We start from the raw sequence: 17,512 nt of genomic DNA, 5'->3' as shown, positions 1-17,512 counted from the left end.
TTATGAGCTTAAGATTTATCTTGGGTTTAGGGATTGGGGATTTACACAAGGGTTTTCCCGACATCACAGGGGAGTTTCAAGAAAACCAAACAACAGTTCATAAATTTAAAGGAAGTTTGCCACCAGCCCCGGAAGTTGATGATCTGCAAAAAAGATGGCAACTTATTTGTCGTGCGGGAAAATCTAGCAACATCCTTTCTAGAATTAAAGTTAAGGCTACAGGGACAACCAATATTTGTGAAGATAATCCTCAATTGATCTATCAATATTTGAATGAATCTATGAGGCTGTGGCTGAGTAGTGAGGAGTTTTATGCGGGAATTGAGCATAATTTTAGAAATGTAGTTGATGCGTTTGGTGGTCGAGATCGGTGCTTTGAAGTATTTCTCGAAATCAAAGATTCGGAAAATTGGCATCTGCCTTGGGATGCGTGGAAATTTCGCGAAGATTACAAAAACTGTGAAATAATTAAAAGTCCGTCCCAGTATAGAAAAGCTCTCAAAAAGGCAACTACAGGCGGAATGCCTCTGCCTTCGCGAGGTAGAATTTTATGTGTCTCCGGTAATAGTGACGGACTCGATCTGAAACAAGATGAGAAAAGTCTTCAAATGTCTTTTGGCGATCGCTGCAAGTTAGAATTTATGCAACAGCCAACACCGGAAAAGCTACGCGAGAAGTTGTTAGAGGATGAAAAAAATTGGCAGATTTTATATTACGGCGGGCATAGCAATAGCAATGCTGTCAATGGATGGCTGCATATTAATGAAGCAGATTGCGATAATACTGTCACAATAGACTATTTAAAAGAGGGGTTGGAAAAATCAATTTTTCAAGGATTGGAGTTGCTAATTTTAAACTCGTGTTCTAGCCTCAAATTGGCAGCAGATTTAGTAGCTGGAGGCTTGCCTTTACCGTCAATGATTGTGATGCGTGCGCCGATACCAGATAAAATTGCTCACGATTTTGTTAAGTCTTTATTCGGATATTTAAGCAAAGAATATCCTTTGTTTTTAGCAGTACGAAAAGCTAAGGATTATTTACAGAAATGGGAATCTCAGTTTCCCGGTGCGAGTGCGATACCAGTGCTCTGTCAGCAGCCAACTTTTGATGGGTTGACTTTACTGCAATTAAAGCGCGATCGCCCTTTGATGGCTGCTGCGGATGATGTGGTGGACGATCGCCCAAACAACGATATCTCTATTTTTATTTCTAATTTGATGCAGCGCCTGGGAATCGGTTTAGCTACTACCGCTAGCAGTTATATGTTAATGGGCCCGATACTTGCCCCAGTTGCTAATCAAATTGGCATGGAAAACCACCGTCAAAATAAACCTTTAATTGCGAAAAAATTCTACAAATTAGCAAGTTTAATTAACCTTAATTATGCACAGCCTTACTATAATTTAGCTATGTTGTGCGACGAATTGAATGACGATCGCGGTGCGTTAGAAGCAATGCAAAATGCTGTATTGCGAGGACTTCCTGATGCTTCTGCTCAAATATCTAAATTATTCATTCGCAAGGATAAACATCAAGCAGCTTTAAAGGCGATCAACCTTTGTTTAGAACACGCTAAATACGACGGTGTAAAAGCTGCTTGTATCAAAAATCGCGGCTGGATACGGTTCAAAGAACAGCAGTATGACGATGCAGAGATAGATTTTCAAACAGCAATTGGATTGACAGACAATAGCCCGGAAGCTCACTGTTTTTTAGCACGGGTTATGGAAACTAAAGGTAAGCCCCATGAAGCGTTAGAACACTGGGAAAAAACGATTAAATATTCTAAATCTAGCGTACCAGAACAAGAGCAATGTATCCAAAGTGCTAAACAACATTTACGAATAAAAGGAAATATCAAGTGAAAATCAGGATTGCAGTTTCTATAGCTTTAAGCTCGATCGCAACTACCGCACTAGCAGCCAGTAACAGAATATCCAACGGACTGATTATCCATAGTAGCGGGGAAGTTGCGATCGAGCGCCAAAACGGGCTAATTGTCCGCCCTACCAGCGGTACGCCGATTTATCCGGGAGACACACTGCGAACAGCACAAAACGCACAACTGACTATCCAATGTGCAGATTTGGGAATTAAGTCGATCGCAGGGAGTGAAAATCAATTGAATAGCTGTTTGTTAGGGAAACAAGAGTCGAAATCTGATTGCAGCAAGGACTTGATTAAATGTCCCGATCGCGGCGACGATAAAATTGCTTGGAATAGCGCGCCAATTCCTTATATTATCAGTCCGCGACGGACGAAATTGCTCGACAGCAAGCCAATTTTGCGGTGGAATCCGGTTGCTGGTGCTACTAGCTATAAGTTGAGCCTCCGGGAAAATGGAGCGAAATTAAACTGGGAAATGACTGTTAGCGGTACTGAGGCTGTGTATCCGGGGGAACCGGCGCTGAAACCGGGTGTTAGGTACCGATTGATTGTCGAGGCGAATACGGGTGCTTCTTCAGAAAGCGCTGTTGGGGAGGGGGATATCGAGTTTAGCTTGCTGGATGAGACTGAGGTGGAAAGGGTGAAAAGTGAGGTTGGGGCGATCGACAAACAAGTACCTAACGAAAACGCCAAAAAATTAGCAATTTCTAGCGTTTATCTTAACACAAACTTGATTGCCGAAGCAAGAGAAATTTTAGAAAATTTACAAGAAACAGGCATGAAAACACCGCCCATTTATCGCACGTTGGGCGATTTGTATCTAGAAAAGCTACAACTGGTTCCCCAGGCTGAAGTCTACTATTCCAAGGTGATTAATACGGCGAAACCTGACGATATTGAGGAGTTGACGGCCGCTAGATACGGATTGGGACAAGTTCATTCAGCCATGAGAAATAATCTGGAAGCTATGAAATATTTGCGAATGGCAAAAGATGGATATACAACCTTGGGAGATTTGCCAATGGTGGAAAAGATTGAGAAGCAATTGCGGGATTTGCAAAGGAGGGAAGACAGGAAATAGTAAGGGGCTGTGACGTTAATTCCGGCAGGGTTGTGACGTTAATTTCGGCAGGGAATGAATTCCCTGCCTCAAAGCAAAAGTCCACTAAAGTGGACTGACATCAAACTTTTTTCTACAGTTCTATTCAAAGGACTTTCGCTATTAGCCAGGGAATTCATTCCCTGGCGGACTCGCGGGATGTGACGTTAATTCCGGCAGGGAATGAATTCCCTGCCTCAAAGCAAAAGTCCACTAAAGTGGACTGACATTAAACTTTTTCTACAGTCCTCTTCAGAGGACTTTCGCTATTAGCCAGGGAATTCATTCCCTGGCGGATTGACGGAATTTGGGACTGTCAGAGGGCGCTGGCGGACTTTCGCAATTATCAGAGTGTACGAAACATCATCTACTAACAAAACCATGAAATCAACACACAAAAAACCCCGCTTTTTCCTCACCTTCCTCTCCTTCACCACCTTAACAATGTGGGAAATAGGACTTTTCCCCGCATCCCAAACAGCCACAGCCCAAATTACCCCCGCAACCGACGGCACCAATACTCAAATTACTCCCAGCGGCAACCAATTCAACATCAACGGCGGACAACAATCCAGCGACGGTGCAAATCTCTTTCACAGTTTCCAAGAATTTGGTTTAACTCAAGGACAAACTGCCAATTTTATATCAAATCCTAATATCCGCAATATTTTAGGGCGAGTTGTCGGCGGCGATGCTTCGCTGATTAACGGATTAATTCAAATAACGGGCGGCAATTCCAATTTATTTTTAATGAATCCGGCGGGAATTGTTTTCGGTGCAAATGCCAGTTTGAACGTGCCTGCTGCTTTCACTGCTACTACTGCGACGGGCATCGGTTTTGGCAATAACTGGTTTAGTGCGGCTGGTACTAATAATTATACTCAATTAGTCGGAAATCCTAATACTTTTGCTTTTACAAATACACAACCGGGAGGAATTATCAATTTCGGCAATTTGGCTGTGGGACAAGGGCAAAATTTAACTTTATTGGGCGGCACGGTTTTGAGTACGGGACAACTTTCTGCACCGGGAGGAAATATTACTGTTGCGGCTGTACCGGGTGAAAGTTTAGTCAGAATTAGTCAACCGGGAAATTTGTTGAGTTTGGAGATTCAGCCGCAATCTGTCGCGGGGAGTTTGCCTCAAAATTGGGTGTTGCCAGTTGCATCTTTGCCGCAGTTGTTGACGGGTGGCGGGGGAAGTGCCACGGGGGTGACAGTCAACGCTGGAGGGCAAATAGAATTAACTGGTTCTGGTTTGCAGGTAGAGAATGGAGATGTCGCTGCTAAAGGAGTAACTGCGGAGACTGCAACGCTGTCAGCTAATCGCAATTTGACATTAGTTGAAAGTCAATTGCGTACAACGGGTGATTTGAATTTGCTGGCTGGCGATACTGTGCGGGTGCGCGATAGTGTGGCAAATCCGTTTGTGGCGAATGCTGGCGGAAATCTCTACATTCAGGGAAATCAAAGTATCGATCTTTTGGCGCTGAATCATCTTTCGCAAACGCCATTTGTCAGTGGCGGAAATCTGACTTTAGTGAGTGATGGCATGATATCTACAGATTCTCACTTTAGGAGCGGAAATAACACATCGATTGTTGATTTATCCGGTAAACCTGCGAATTTTATTAGTCTGTACGATCCTCCATTTATACAAGATGGTGATTATATTTCTGGGGGTTACACGGGTGCATCTATCAAGGTAGATACAACTTCTGGTACAGGAAATATTACTTTTAATGGAGATATCGTAATTACGAGTCCAGATGCAAATTTGGCTAATGCTTCTCCCGGTACAGATGAATTTATATTGGGAAGTTCGCGATCGGTAATTTTGCGATCGGGTGGTGACATTCAAGTAGTAGGAAAAATTGATACGTTTCCCGATCCGAATTTGTTCCCAAGAACTGGTCAAACTGGCCCTATAACTTTGCAAGCGGCAGGCAGCATTCAAACAGGAAACATTAACGCAGATAATTTTGGGGGCGATGCTGGTTCTATATCTTTGACTGCCGGAGGAAATATTTCAACAGGAGCACTTCGGGCTATAGCCACCGCTGTGAATGGCAAGGGCGGTGATATTACTGTTAATGCCGGTGGCAGCTTTACTCTTAGAGAAAGTATAGCTTCTTTCGCACCTAGCGGAGCGGGTGACATTACTCTCAAAGCAAAAAACGATATCACTTTAGACTGTACCTCCTCTAACAATTGTATAGAGAGTTTTGCAGGAGGAGTTCCTAATACAGTACCTACTGGTAGTAGTGGTAATGTTACCATCATCAGCGAACAGGGAGCTATTATTTTTCCTCCAAGCGGAGTACATATAACCACTGGAAATAGCGCTTTATCCAGCATTCCTGGTTCTGTAACGTTACAGGCAAAGGGTAACATTAACGTAGGTTATATAGGTGCAGATAGTCTAGATGAATCTACAGCAGATGGTGCAAATATTAATATTACAAGCGTAAACGGCAATATCCAGCTTGGCGACCTCACTAATACTTCAGACAGCGGTAAGAAGGGCGGCAATATTACTATCTCTACCAGTGGAAATATTATAACAGGTAACGTATTAAACTATGGTAAATTGCAAGGCGGGATTGTTAATTTTACTAGCACGAATGGCAGCATCACTACAGGAAAATTAAATGCCACCAGCTCTCAGGATTCAGGAAATGATACGATTTTTCTACCGGAAAATGGTGGGTCAATTACTTTGAGTGCCGATCGCAATATTACGACTGGCAATCTCACTGTAACGGCGAATCAAAACGGTGGCCCGATCGCACTTACGAGCACTGTCGGTTCCATAAATACCGGAACGATCGATGTCACGGGCGATCGCGCTGCTGGAAATATTACAATTCAAGCCAGCACCGGCATCACAACACCGACAACAGGAACCGCGATCGCAGGTGATTCTGCTAACGGCAACGGTAGCAATGTTACTTTATCTACTACCAGCGGTGACATTAATATAGGCGATGTATTAGTATCGGGAATACAGGGTGGAAATCTTAACTTTACTAATAGCAACGGCAATATTACTACAGGCCAGCTATTGACAAGTTATGACGGTTCATCTCCCGATCTTAAAACTAATATAGGCGGCAATGTTAATCTAAATGCTGGGGGAAATATTACTACCAGCGACATCCGGGCGATCGGCAATCAAGACGGCGGCTCAATCACGTTTAAAAGCGGCGGGGCGATCGACACTACGGCAGGAATCATCAATGCGATCGGCGGCAACAACGGCGGCAATATTTCCCTCGAAGCTGGAACCAACATCAGTACGGCAGGAATTGGTAGCGCTCTATTGTTAAGTGGCTTCAACGCCAATAGCGGCAATCTTCGCATTCAAAGCGGCGGTAATATCGACACAACAGCAGGCCCAATTATTACCGCTGCGGCAAATGGCAAGGGCGGAGATATCACCATAAATGCTGGCGGAACAGTTTCGACATCTGATATTAATTCCCGCACTTTCGCTCCCAGTATTACTGTGACTGGTGGCAATATTGATGTCAAGGCAAATGACTCTATTACTGCTAAGGGAAATATCGAAACCAACCGCAATAACATTACTTTTAACGCTCCGGTAACATTAGGTGATAACCTGTCGGTCAAAATTTTAGAGACTGGCGATATTACTTTTCAGTCTACTGTTGACGGGCCTTACAGTCTGACTGTTCAACCCGATGCCGGAAGTGTTGATTTTGGCGGTGCTGTGGGCAGTGTTACTCCCCTCAACAGCGTCAATATTCAAGATGATATCCCCGAAAGTTCCGCTGCAATTAACATTATTACTACGAATAATATTACCGCCCAAAATATCACCTCACCCGCCGGAATTTCTTTGTTTAGTGAGAACGGAGAAATCACAACTAAAAATCTTGATGCGACTTCCCCTAACAATGGCGGCAATATCGATCTGAATGCTGGAACTAATATTACTGCGGGCGATATCAATACCTCGTCTGCTGGTGATGGCGGCAGTATATTGCTCGACGCTACCGGAAGTATTACTGTTGGTAAAATTGACTCTTCGGCGCAGGGGAATGCAGGGAATGTCACGGCTTATAACCGCAGTGCTACGGGCGATATTACGGTGAGTCAAATTAACGCTCAAAGTAGTCTCGGCAAGGGGACGGGAGGCAATGTCGAGATTCTGATGGGAAGGTTTTTTCGATCGCTCAATTCCTTCACAGACAGCAACGGCATCAATGCTAGCATTTCTACGGCTGGAAGTCCTGGAGATAGCAGCGGCGGTACTATAATTATCCGCCACGGAGGCGCAGGATTAACGCCGTTTATTGTCGGTGATTCTGCCACAAATGGAACCGCGGGTGCAATTACTAGGGGAAATTCTAATCCTATTCAAACAATTTTGCCGGATAACTCCTATCTCTATACTCACAGACAGGATGTCGATCGCATTCAAATTATTTCCGTACCGCCGCCAATAGTTGCACCGACACCAGCAGCTACTCCAACACCCGCACCGGCACCAGCAGCTACTCCAACACCCGCACCGGCACCCGCAGCTACTCCCACGCCCGCACCGACACTCGCAGCTACTCCCACGCCCGCACCGACACTCGCAGCTACTCCCACGCCCGCACCCACAGTCGCAGCTACTCCAGCGCCTTCCCCAACACCGACTCCAGCGCCCGCAAGCACGCCCTCACGGCAACTCCCACCGCGTGTACCCGTCGCACCTTCGGCAACTCCCGAAAGCTCGATCGCACCTGCCCCAACTCCCGAAAGCTCGATCGCACCTTTCCCAATTCCCCAAATATTTATCGAACCTTCGGCAACACCCGAAACTTCGATCGCACCTTCGGCAACACCCGATCCGATACCTGATTTTGCGATCGACTTCCAACTACCTGAATTGCCCGGTTTATTCCTACTGCCACCCCGCGCGCGCCCCACACAGCCCTCAACGCCCACAACCCCAAACGCTGCTGCCCGCATAGCTTCGACACCTACCCTTCCCTCTGTTTCCCAAATCCTCTCCTCCCTCGCCACTCAACCTACGATCGCCCTTCAACCTTCAAACGCGCCAAATCCCGCGCCCCCAGCCCCTCTTGCCTCCGTAACCCAGCCTGTAGCTCAAATTCAGCCAGCACCTGCAAGTGCGATCGTACCCGCACCTACAAGTGCGATCGTACCCGCGCCCGCTGTCAGCCCAAGCCAAACTCCGCAACAGGAGTTAGCTTTTTTAATTGGCGATTTATTGGGAGCACAAACCTCGATCGACCAAAATGCTGAAACGGGAAATACCGAATTAGATTGGAAGCGTAACAATGAAACAATTATCTCCCTAGAACTTCCTTACTCCCCGTCAGTTAACACGATTGCGGGAGCCGAAGCAAATAACCTAATTTCCACACAGACATCTACTGACAATTTAACTGTTTCAGTCGCAGAAACTCCGCCGGAAATAATTGTGCAAACTCCTAGTTTACCGATTGCTAATTCTGAACCCTTTGATGTCAATCTTTCTGATCTTTGGGAGAGAATAGCTGCAATAAATACAGCGCCAGTTCAAGATTCACCGAGTATTACTCCAGCGCCCGCACCAATTCCCGCACCAACTCCAGCGCCGCCACCAACTCCAATTCCCGCAACAATTCCAGCACCCGCCCCAACTCCCGAACCAACTCCAGCACCCGTAGCAACTCCGATCGCAGAAAATCCCCCACCCGCAGATATCCCAAATCTCTTTCCCTCACCAATTAGCAGGTTGCTCGTAGAACAAACTTTAGAACAAGGCAATGCTAACGATGCTGTTGCTTTAATTGACCAACTCTTTGAACAAGACTACGAAAATTATTATGGGGAAAATTTCACGGATAAAAAAATCAACGTTCAATATCTAAGAGAAACTCTCAAAACAATTAAGGAAGAAACCGGGAAGCAAGCTGTAATTGTTTACGTTGTGGCAGGTATCCGAGACTTGTGGCTAATTTTAGTAGTTCCAGATGGCCCTCCAATTATCAAAAAAGTCGCCCTTGCCACAATAATAGAATTAAAGAAAAATGTGAAATATTTGCAGGAATATTTAGGGAATCCTTGGGGTTCGCAAGATACAAGATATTTGCCAAGCGCCCAGGAACTTTACAAATGGTTAGTTGCACCGATTTCTCAAAATTTAGAATCATTAAATATCGACACTCTCATTTTTGCATTTGATGCCGGTTTGCGCCAATTGCCCATAGCAGCTTTACACGATGGCAACCAATTTTTAATAGAAAAATACAGTCTAGGTTCAATTCCCAGCATCAGCTTGACTAACACCAATTATCAAAGTTTGCTGAATGCCGAAGTTTTAGCAATGGGTGCTTCAGAGTTTCCACACACCAAGAAAGAGCGTTTGCCAGCAGTGCCGATCGAATTATCTGCGATCGCCGGGAGGAGAACAGAAACGCAAAATCCAGCAGGATTTCCCTTGTGGCAAGGTCGCTCTTTTCTCAATCAAGAATTTACCCTGCAAAACCTGAGAAAACAGCGAGAACAACAGGAATTTGGAATCGTTCACTTAGCTACTCACGCCAGTTTTCCTCAAGGCGAAAATGGAAAAAAAGAAGCTGAGATTGATTTGTGGGACAGCTCTTTGGCGCTAGATGAATTTAGGTTGGCGAAGTGGTACGATCGCCGACAAGTAGAATTATTAGTGCTGAGTGCGTGCGAAACTGCGATCGGGGACAATACAGCAGAAATGGGATTTGCTGGACTGGCCGTCCGCAGTGGTGTAAAATCAGCGCTAGCGAGTTTGTGGAAAGTTAATGATATCGGCACTTTGGCGTTGATGACCGAGTTTTACGGCAATTTGCGATCGGAAAACATTAAAGCTGAAGCGCTCAGAAAAGCTCAACTGGCAATGATCCACAAACAAATTTTAATTAAAAACGGTCAATTGCGGGGGACTGAAGGCGCGATCGACCTTACCCAATCGGCGCAAGTACCAAATGCAGATTTCTCACACCCGACGTTTTGGGCCGGATTCACAATAATTGGCAGTCCCTGGTAATAGGCGATATCTGTAGGGAAACGGCACAGCGCCGTGTCGGGTGCGATATCTGTAGGGAAGCACTACGCCGTGTCCGGCGTCCAGAGTATCCCTGACAATTCCCGCATCCAGGATACCCGCCACGTGATTCATCCGTCCAGAAATAAAAAACCTGTACCCGATGAAACTTGCCGAACGTATTTATCTCGCGCAAGTCAATTCTAAAATCTAAAATCTAAAATCTAAAATCTAAAATCGATTGACTACTATCTTTTTATGTCATAAATTGGCTATGAATAGCAAAACTCAACACTAGCGGGGCAAAACCTGTGGGCAAGTTTGATAAAATATTCAATTCAGAAGACCAATCCGAAGCAAGCTTGACTTTAGAAGAATCCGTAGCAGCGGTAGCACTTGTGGCAGCGGAGGCAAATTCCCCTGATACGGATGCTGATATCTTAGAAAGCATACTTTGGGAATCAGAAATATTTGCTGAATACTCGGAAGATGATATGTCAGCAATGTTTCAAAGACTCGCCGGTATTGTTGCCCAAGACGGTTTAGGAGCATTATTTAATACTGCTTGGCAATCCATGCCCGATGAGTTAGTATTGGATACTTTTGCCATAACCGCAGCAATGTTTGTCGCAGATGGCGAAATAGCTCAGAAGCACCAGGCTTTTCTTCAGGAATTCCAGCAAGCATTAGGTGTGGAAGACGAGGAAGCTGCAGAAATTATTGAGGATGTAATTGCTGCTTACTCGGAAGTAGAGGGCGAAGAGTCTGATTTCGATGCGGCATGGTACGTATCTCCTGAAGGCAATTTTAGCGTTCCCATTCCCGTTGATGAGGAACGAGGCGGTAAAATTGATGAGCAAGAAAGCTGTGTCGCATTTTCTGACGACTTTGGCGTTTTGCTGAAAATTGATTATTTCCCTGTTGCGGGTGAAGTGGAAGAAACAATCGAGTCGGTTGGCGAGGAAGGTTATCTCAAGTCTTTTCTCGACAATTTTGTTTCTCAGGCAATTCTTGCTAATGTTGCCAATTCTAAGTTACTCCACGCAGAATATTTAGAAGATGAAGAAGCTTATTTCGTGGTTTTAGATTTGCCTGGGGGTGCAACTATCAGGGTGCAAGAAAACGATCGCCCTCTGACTCGGTTGGATGCTTACCGGGGACTTATGGCTTTTATTGCTGACGATTTTTGCTACACGGTAAGCTGTCAGCGAATTTATCAGGAGGGGGATGAATTGGGTTCCCTGGAGTCTGAAGTTGAGGGAATTATGAACAAGATTTTTGAGTTTATTGAGACAATCGAATTCGGGCCGATCGAATAAAGAGGACTTATACCTTTTTCGATTAAAGAATTGGGACTGGTGCGATCGATTGACCGTAAGAACCCGGCCGGGGCGGGTTTTTGAGATTGTCAATTATTGGCGGGTATTGTTGGTGAACCCGCCCCTACCATATTAATGGTAATTGATAGGACATGATATTACAGGTTTTTTTGCAATAAAATAGTGCGATCGACAACAGGGTTTTTTGACCGATTCTCGATCGCACTTCCAGATACATTCAGTCAACCACAGTCGAGAGGCAGCAGCAATTAGCCACCATTTTCGACTAATTAGTAGTCTGAGCTTCCACCAATCTTTGCTTGAGTTCTTCCAGAGCACTCGCCCAGCGCGGATCTGGCTGCACCGAGCCGGAATCAGCGCTCGACACCGTTGTTGCTGACTGATTGCGGCGAGACTTGTTGTTGTCACCCCGACGGCGATTGCTTTTGCTGGAGGCGCCTCCACCTTGGCTAGGGGGAGCTGACGAGCGCTGCTGTTGCTGGGGCGCAGGCACAGGCATTGGAACAGACGCCGATGCCGACACCAACTGTGGTGACTGGGGCGACTGCTGCTGATCGTCTTCGCCCTTCTCAGATTTACCCTTAGAGCGGGGTAATGCCTTCTCTATTTTCAGCGGGTTTTCTTTGAACATCAAGCCATTGTATTTCTCAATAACTTGGTCGGCTTGTTCGTCGGTTAGCACCGTCACAAAACCAAATCCTCGGCATTTTCCAGTTTTGCGGTCTGTAATTACCTTGGTGGTAACAGATTCGCCCTCCGGTGCAAAAACTTCTTGCAATTCTTGGCGATCGAGTTCCTTGGGTAGATTGCCAACATAAAGACGAATAGACATGAAAAATTCCTCCCGACTTGGATTTTAATTAATTTGCTCGAACAGAATTACCTGAAGTCAACTGAATATTGACTTCAGGCAAACACCACATAACCGGAGAATTGGCGCATTCCTCCCACCAACCTTGACAGCTCCCCCCACCTTTTAGAACAAAAAGATGATTTACTCTGATAAGGCCGGAACTTAACCGCCGATGCAGAGAGCTTTTAAATCTCAGGTTGTTGTGTAAACTTTTAGTCATCACTCAAATGTTTAGGCTATTGGCTATTCTGTATTACTTGCTTCCGGTTTTGATTCAGAATGTTTATAGCCAGCGCCGTCTAGAAATTTATGTCCAAGGATGTCAATTGTAAGCGATCGGAATGCCAGTATTCAGTTTAATACAGTGATGGATAAAATGGCTAACATTTTTTCAGCCAGTAATCTTACCTCGTTCCTAATCTCGCTCCTAATGCTGAGAACTACTCATTTACCCACTATCCCTTAAATCCGGCCCGGCAGAGTCCGAGCATTCTTTAAAGGTATCACAGCCTTGGTAACAGAGCTAGTTATTTAGGAAGATTTCAGTCTGTATTTAACGGAAACCACATCTGAATCACTTTTGAGAATTCATCCCGCACAGCAAAAATAGCGATCGAAAAAAAACAGCCGACAAGCGGCTGGCTGTACTTGCTGTGTTGGGATGTTGACAATTTTTACGCAATGCCTTAAGGGATTTTAGCCAACTGAAGTTATCGCGCTGTTTGATTCAATCCAATTTATGTAAACTAATGTAACAGACCGCTGGCAAAAAAGCAACTTTTCTTTACGAAGGAAGTTCGGCAACGAGCAATGTACGGGATGTAACGGATGTAACGGATGTAACGGATAGACTGTAGGGTGCGTAGGGAGCAACTCCAGAATCCGATCGCCCATCCCCTGTTTAACTCAAAACTCATCTGGGGCTGCGCGTTGTGCGCGATCGAGTGCGGCAATCTGATAACTATTCCTCATACCTGTAAAAAATGCAATTGTAGGCAACCTCGAAACCCTTATGCAGTAAGTCATTTCCCATTCTTCAATCTAAAATCCAAAATCTAAAATCCAAAATCGTCTCACCTTGGCCCCTGGATAATAATGTATGCGCCCCAAAAAGCAGCAGCAAAGGCCAAAATCGCAGACCAAATCGGATGTCCGCTGTCACTAACCCTCCCTCCTTGACTGCGGAGACTTTCAAGGTCGATCGCCACAGTAGCACCCCGGCGCAGCCAACCAGTCGCCACCACAGATGTTCCGATCAAATCGCTAGGGCGAGTAGTCTCTTTGAACAAAAATGGCCACAAAGAGCCAATGTAGCCAAACCTCGAAACATAGTGCAACCTCACCAAACCCGTCGCCGTTTGCAAAATCAAATCTTGTCCCAGCCAATTACTCATACCCGATCGACCCAAAAGTTGCCCTTCCAGCCGCACCGGTTCAGCATCCAGCGGCAAACTATCGGGATTTGACAAAATTTCCGGCAAACTCGGCGAAGCGGTTTCTCGCGGTATAATATCCGGGAAGAAATAATTGATCCGCATCAAAGTACCGATGCTAAATCCGATCGGCAAACAGCCCCAAATAATCGATCGATCGCCCCAAAGCCAATCCAACTGCCAAATACTCGTCCTCGAAAAAATCCCCCCAATCAGCCAAAGCACCCCGACTATCGCCAAACTCATCGGAATTCCAAAAAACGGCGCACCCTGTAAAAATAGTTTTGAATCTTTAAATTCGACTATTGACTTAAACAGAGACAATTTTCCTTTCCTGGGTTGTTCTTGCACTCCCGCGTCTACCAAATCTAACTCTGTCTCCAGTTGCCAGAATTGAGCATAAAGAGCCAACAGCTTCAAACGCTCTCCCAGCAAAGGATGCGCGCGGTTAACCGTCAACCAATTGCGCTCCCGATTGCTGACATCCCACAGCAAAATCTGTTCTAGCGGCGCGTGTAATGCAGCAGAACCAAGGGTTACAGCTTGTCCAACGCCTACAGGTAACAATAGATCGAAACTTTCCAGGAAAAAGCTAGTTTGTTTTTGCTGTTCGATATTATCAGCAATGCCGATCGCAATTTTAGCCACTGCCCGCGTCAAACCGTTAGGATTGCCCGTAATTTCCGCAGCAGTGCGATCGCTAAAATACACTCTGCGGCGCGACAGCCACAACATCGGCCAGCGCAACAACTTATAAATCCCGTAACTCGTAGCAGAAATTGCAGCGGCCACAAATTTAACAGCAGAACGCAAAAACTCGATCGTCATTAAATCACACAACCGCTCTTGCCAGTGCGCCACCTGCCAATAAATCAAGTAAGGAATCTGAATCACCAGCAGCGCCAGCGACATCGGCGCAAAATCCCAGTGAGAGATATGGGCCAACTCCCGCGCGAAAATCGTGGCAATTTCATCATCCGTCAATTGTTCCAACAGCCCGCGACTCACAGCAATCCGAGCAAAACGGGGCAAACCGCCGTAACTGAAAGCTACAGGAACATTCAGCGGCAAGAGTTTCAACACCGGCACCGGCATATTTTGCTTGGTACAATAACTTCGCAGTACCCGACTAGCTTCCTTGCTGTGCTTGGATAAAACTGACCCGCGCAGGGTTTCGATGCCGCAAAACAGTTTTAGCAGCGAGTCTATCAGCCAGGGAGACGAGGCCAAAAGCAATCCAAAAACCATCTGAACAAACGGAGTTGGATCGCGGTAAAAAAGCTGAATCGGCGCGAAAATAGGCAGTCTAGTGAATATGTAAAGCTGAACCAACAGAGAATTAGTGTTTGTCAGCAGGAATTGCAGGATAAACCGGGCTAGGAAAAATAGGGCGATCGCACTTGCAACGGCTTGTATCCGAAACTCCAGCAACTTCAGCGGTTTGAGCGGGCGCGGGCTTTTGGCGCGCCCGGTGTCGCGCCAAGTGAGTTGGTAAGTGGTAATATCTGGGCTGGCGACTCCGGGAATATCTGTTGGGGAAGCGGAACTATTTTCGCCGCTAATTTCTGCGGTTTCGGGTGCGGTTTCGGTCGAGTTTTCCGGTTCAGAAGTCTGGCTTGTGGGGGGTGGAGGTGGCGGGGAAATCGGTTGCGATTTGGCGTTCCCAGGCTCTACAGCAGGCTCTAAAGGTAAAAATCCTGTTTTTTTGTCTACGGTAGGTCGTAGCGAAGCGGGGCGTAAGCCATCGCCCCCAATCGATTGTTTCGGCGATTTTGTTCCGGCATCAAAGGCGACAAAGCCTGTTTCGGGGGGAGTTTCTGCGGATTTTGGTTTATTTTCCGGTGGTTTTGGGGGGGGAGGGGGGGTTAATTCTTTTAAAGCGCGATCGGCCCAAGTTTTGACTTGAGGGTTGGGACTTTTGGCGAGGGAAGAGCACAGGGCGATCGCCTTTTTCAGATTACCGGTTGCTTTGTACGCACCCACTAACCCCATCTGCGCGCGGATTCCCGACGGCTGATTAGCTGCGGTTTGGGTAACGGATTCTAAAAGGGCGATCGCCCGATCGTAATCCCGCGCTTTCAAAGCAGCTAACCCAGCCTCTAGAGACTGTTTTGCAGATGAACCCGATTGATTTGAATTAGGTGGAGATACCATTACAGTGCTGGCGATCGCGTCCTTTCTAAGATAGCTTGGGTGGTCGATCGATAACTGTTCTAACACAGCTCTATTTTGCTGTCATTAGTTGCAACTTTTGCCGCCAGGTACTTAAATAATTTCACTAAAATTATTTGTTTCTGAGATATTGCGCGATCGCCACGATCCGACAGGGGTTTAAACCCCTGCCTCAAAGCTAAAGTCCTCTACAAGAGGACTGAAGAATTATGCCAATTTGTGGTTAAATACTTCCTTGCTCTTTTAGTCTCGCGTTGCGCGGACTTTGTTTGACAAGAAGCGATTTCAATCGCCAGGTTTTAATCTCTATTTTTTGATGCTAAAATTGAAAACAGTAGCTAAAGGAAAAATGCCATGTCAGACCAAGACATCGCTAAGATCATTACGATCGAACCGGGTAAGCGAGGTGGTCAACCTTGTATTCGAGGTATGAGAATTACGGTTTATGACGTGTTGGAATATCTCGCTTCTGGGATGACTTATCAAGAAATCCTAGAGGATTTTCCCTATCTCACGCAACAGGATATTTTAGCTTGCTTGAGTTTCGCAGCTAAACGAGAGCAGTTTATGTTAGTTGTTGGGTGATGAAACTACTAAAGAAACCGGGTTTTTGGCTGAATCTACGAATCACAACGAAATATTCAAGGGAAAAACCCGGTTTCTGGCTACCCGTGCGTCAGCCCTAAATTTGCTAAAATACACCCAGAAAATATCAAAATATAAATATGAACGAATCCCAAATACCCCAAATTCCTTGGCTGCCATTAAGCCGAGAAGCGCACAAACTATCAGTTACCGACAGATTAGCTCTAGTCAACGCGATTGTTGAGTCCATCAGACAGGAACTCCGACCCCGCCAACCTCTGCTAGATGATTTTGTGGAACCCATGACGGGGCTAGCAAAAACTGATACACCACCCGCAACAGATGACGAATTTGAAATTAGATTGCGGCCCGATCGCAAAGGTGCGGCGAAGCGACTCAGAGGGCTAGCAAAAACCGATACGCCACCTCCAACAGATGCCGAAGTTGCACTCATGTTAGAAGAGCGTTTGGTGGAGAAATACCTAAAATGAAGGTATTAATAGACACCAACATTATCCTCGATAGTTTGCTAGAACGAGAACCGTTTGTAGAAGATGCTGATGCTTTATTTGAGGCGATCGAAAATGAGCAAATTGAGGGATATGTAACGGCAACAACCTTAACAAATATCTTCTACATTGTCCGAAGGCAAACTCGCAGCCTCGATCACGCTAGGCAAGCTATTGCTGAAACACTAGCATTAATGAAAGTATCTGCCGTCGATCGCCACGTTTGGGAAATAGCATTTGCATCTAATTTAACCGATTTTGAAGATGCCGTGCAGTTAGCTTGTGCGCTGTCAGATAACTTGGAGGCGATCGTCACCCGCGATGCAGGAGATTTCGCCGGTGCTACTTTACCAATTTTATCACCTAAAGAGTTATTAAAACGTTTGGGGGATAAGATTAACAGGACTGACACACTCCGACAAAGAAACCCGGTTTTTGGCCGAATCTACGAATCAAAACCAAGAATTATCGAAAAAACCCGGTTTCTGGCCACCCGCGCGTCAGCCTTCAAAGAAACCGGGTTTTTGGCCGAATCTACGAATCAAAACCAAGAATTATCGAAAAAACCCGGTTTCTGGCCACCCGCGCGTCAGCCT

At 45.8% G+C, this 17,512-nt stretch carries 9 protein-coding genes; 7 read left to right on the top strand and 2 right to left on the bottom strand.

The genetic code is table 11. The features are described 5' to 3' along the window. Positions 1-2: 2 nt before the first annotated feature. The 4 genes from QT973_RS22985 to QT973_RS22970 all read left to right on the top strand — a co-directional run bounded on the left by QT973_RS22985 (position 3) and on the right by QT973_RS22970 (position 11,343). Entirely contained in the window at positions 3-1,865 is a 1,863-nt protein-coding gene (locus tag QT973_RS22985; protein WP_333274588.1) for a CHAT domain-containing protein, read from the top strand. Beyond that, on the top strand, positions 1,862-2,968 hold the full coding sequence (locus QT973_RS22980; protein WP_333392237.1) for a hypothetical protein: 1,107 nt from the start codon (positions 1,862-1,864) through the stop codon (positions 2,966-2,968). Before QT973_RS22985 ends, QT973_RS22980 begins: the two co-directional genes overlap by 4 nt. 462 nt (positions 2,969-3,430) lie before the next feature. Further along, the gene (locus QT973_RS22975) at positions 3,431-10,027 is read left to right on the top strand and encodes a CHAT domain-containing protein (RefSeq protein ID WP_445305700.1); all 6,597 of its coding nucleotides are present in this window, start codon (positions 3,431-3,433) and stop codon (positions 10,025-10,027) included. 308 nt (positions 10,028-10,335) lie between these two features. Beyond that, positions 10,336-11,343: a tellurite resistance TerB family protein gene (locus tag QT973_RS22970; RefSeq protein WP_333058242.1), complete on the top strand. Its 1,008-nt coding sequence runs from the start codon at positions 10,336-10,338 to the stop codon at positions 11,341-11,343. A gap of 286 nt (positions 11,344-11,629) precedes the next feature. On the opposite strand, the gene QT973_RS22965 is transcribed toward QT973_RS22970, so the two are convergent. Beyond that, a complete protein-coding gene (locus QT973_RS22965; RefSeq protein WP_333274579.1) occupies positions 11,630-12,196 on the bottom strand; it encodes an RNA-binding protein in 567 nt (188 codons plus the stop codon). Positions 12,197-13,290: 1,094 nt separating this feature from the next. Then, a complete protein-coding gene (locus QT973_RS22960; RefSeq protein ID WP_333274576.1) occupies positions 13,291-15,870 on the bottom strand; it encodes a zinc metalloprotease HtpX in 2,580 nt (859 codons plus the stop codon). 306 nt (positions 15,871-16,176) lie between these two features. Between QT973_RS22960 and QT973_RS22955 the strand changes: the two genes are divergently transcribed. The 3 genes from QT973_RS22955 to QT973_RS22945 form a co-directional block, all read left to right on the top strand. Next, entirely contained in the window at positions 16,177-16,407 is a 231-nt protein-coding gene (locus tag QT973_RS22955) for a DUF433 domain-containing protein (RefSeq protein WP_333058245.1), read from the top strand. Between the two features lie 140 nt (positions 16,408-16,547). Continuing rightward, a complete protein-coding gene (locus QT973_RS22950; protein ID WP_333058246.1) occupies positions 16,548-16,898 on the top strand; it encodes a hypothetical protein in 351 nt (116 codons plus the stop codon). Beyond that, positions 16,895-17,512: PIN domain-containing protein (locus QT973_RS22945; protein ID WP_333274573.1), on the top strand; the 618-nt coding region annotated here is incomplete at its 3' end. The genes QT973_RS22950 and QT973_RS22945, both read left to right, overlap by 4 nt.

Source organism: Microcoleus sp. Z1_A1 (genome assembly GCF_036700305.1).
In the GTDB taxonomy this organism is placed as follows: Bacteria; Cyanobacteriota; Cyanobacteriia; order Cyanobacteriales; family Microcoleaceae; genus Microcoleus.
This window is presented reverse-complemented; position numbering and strand designations above follow the sequence as displayed.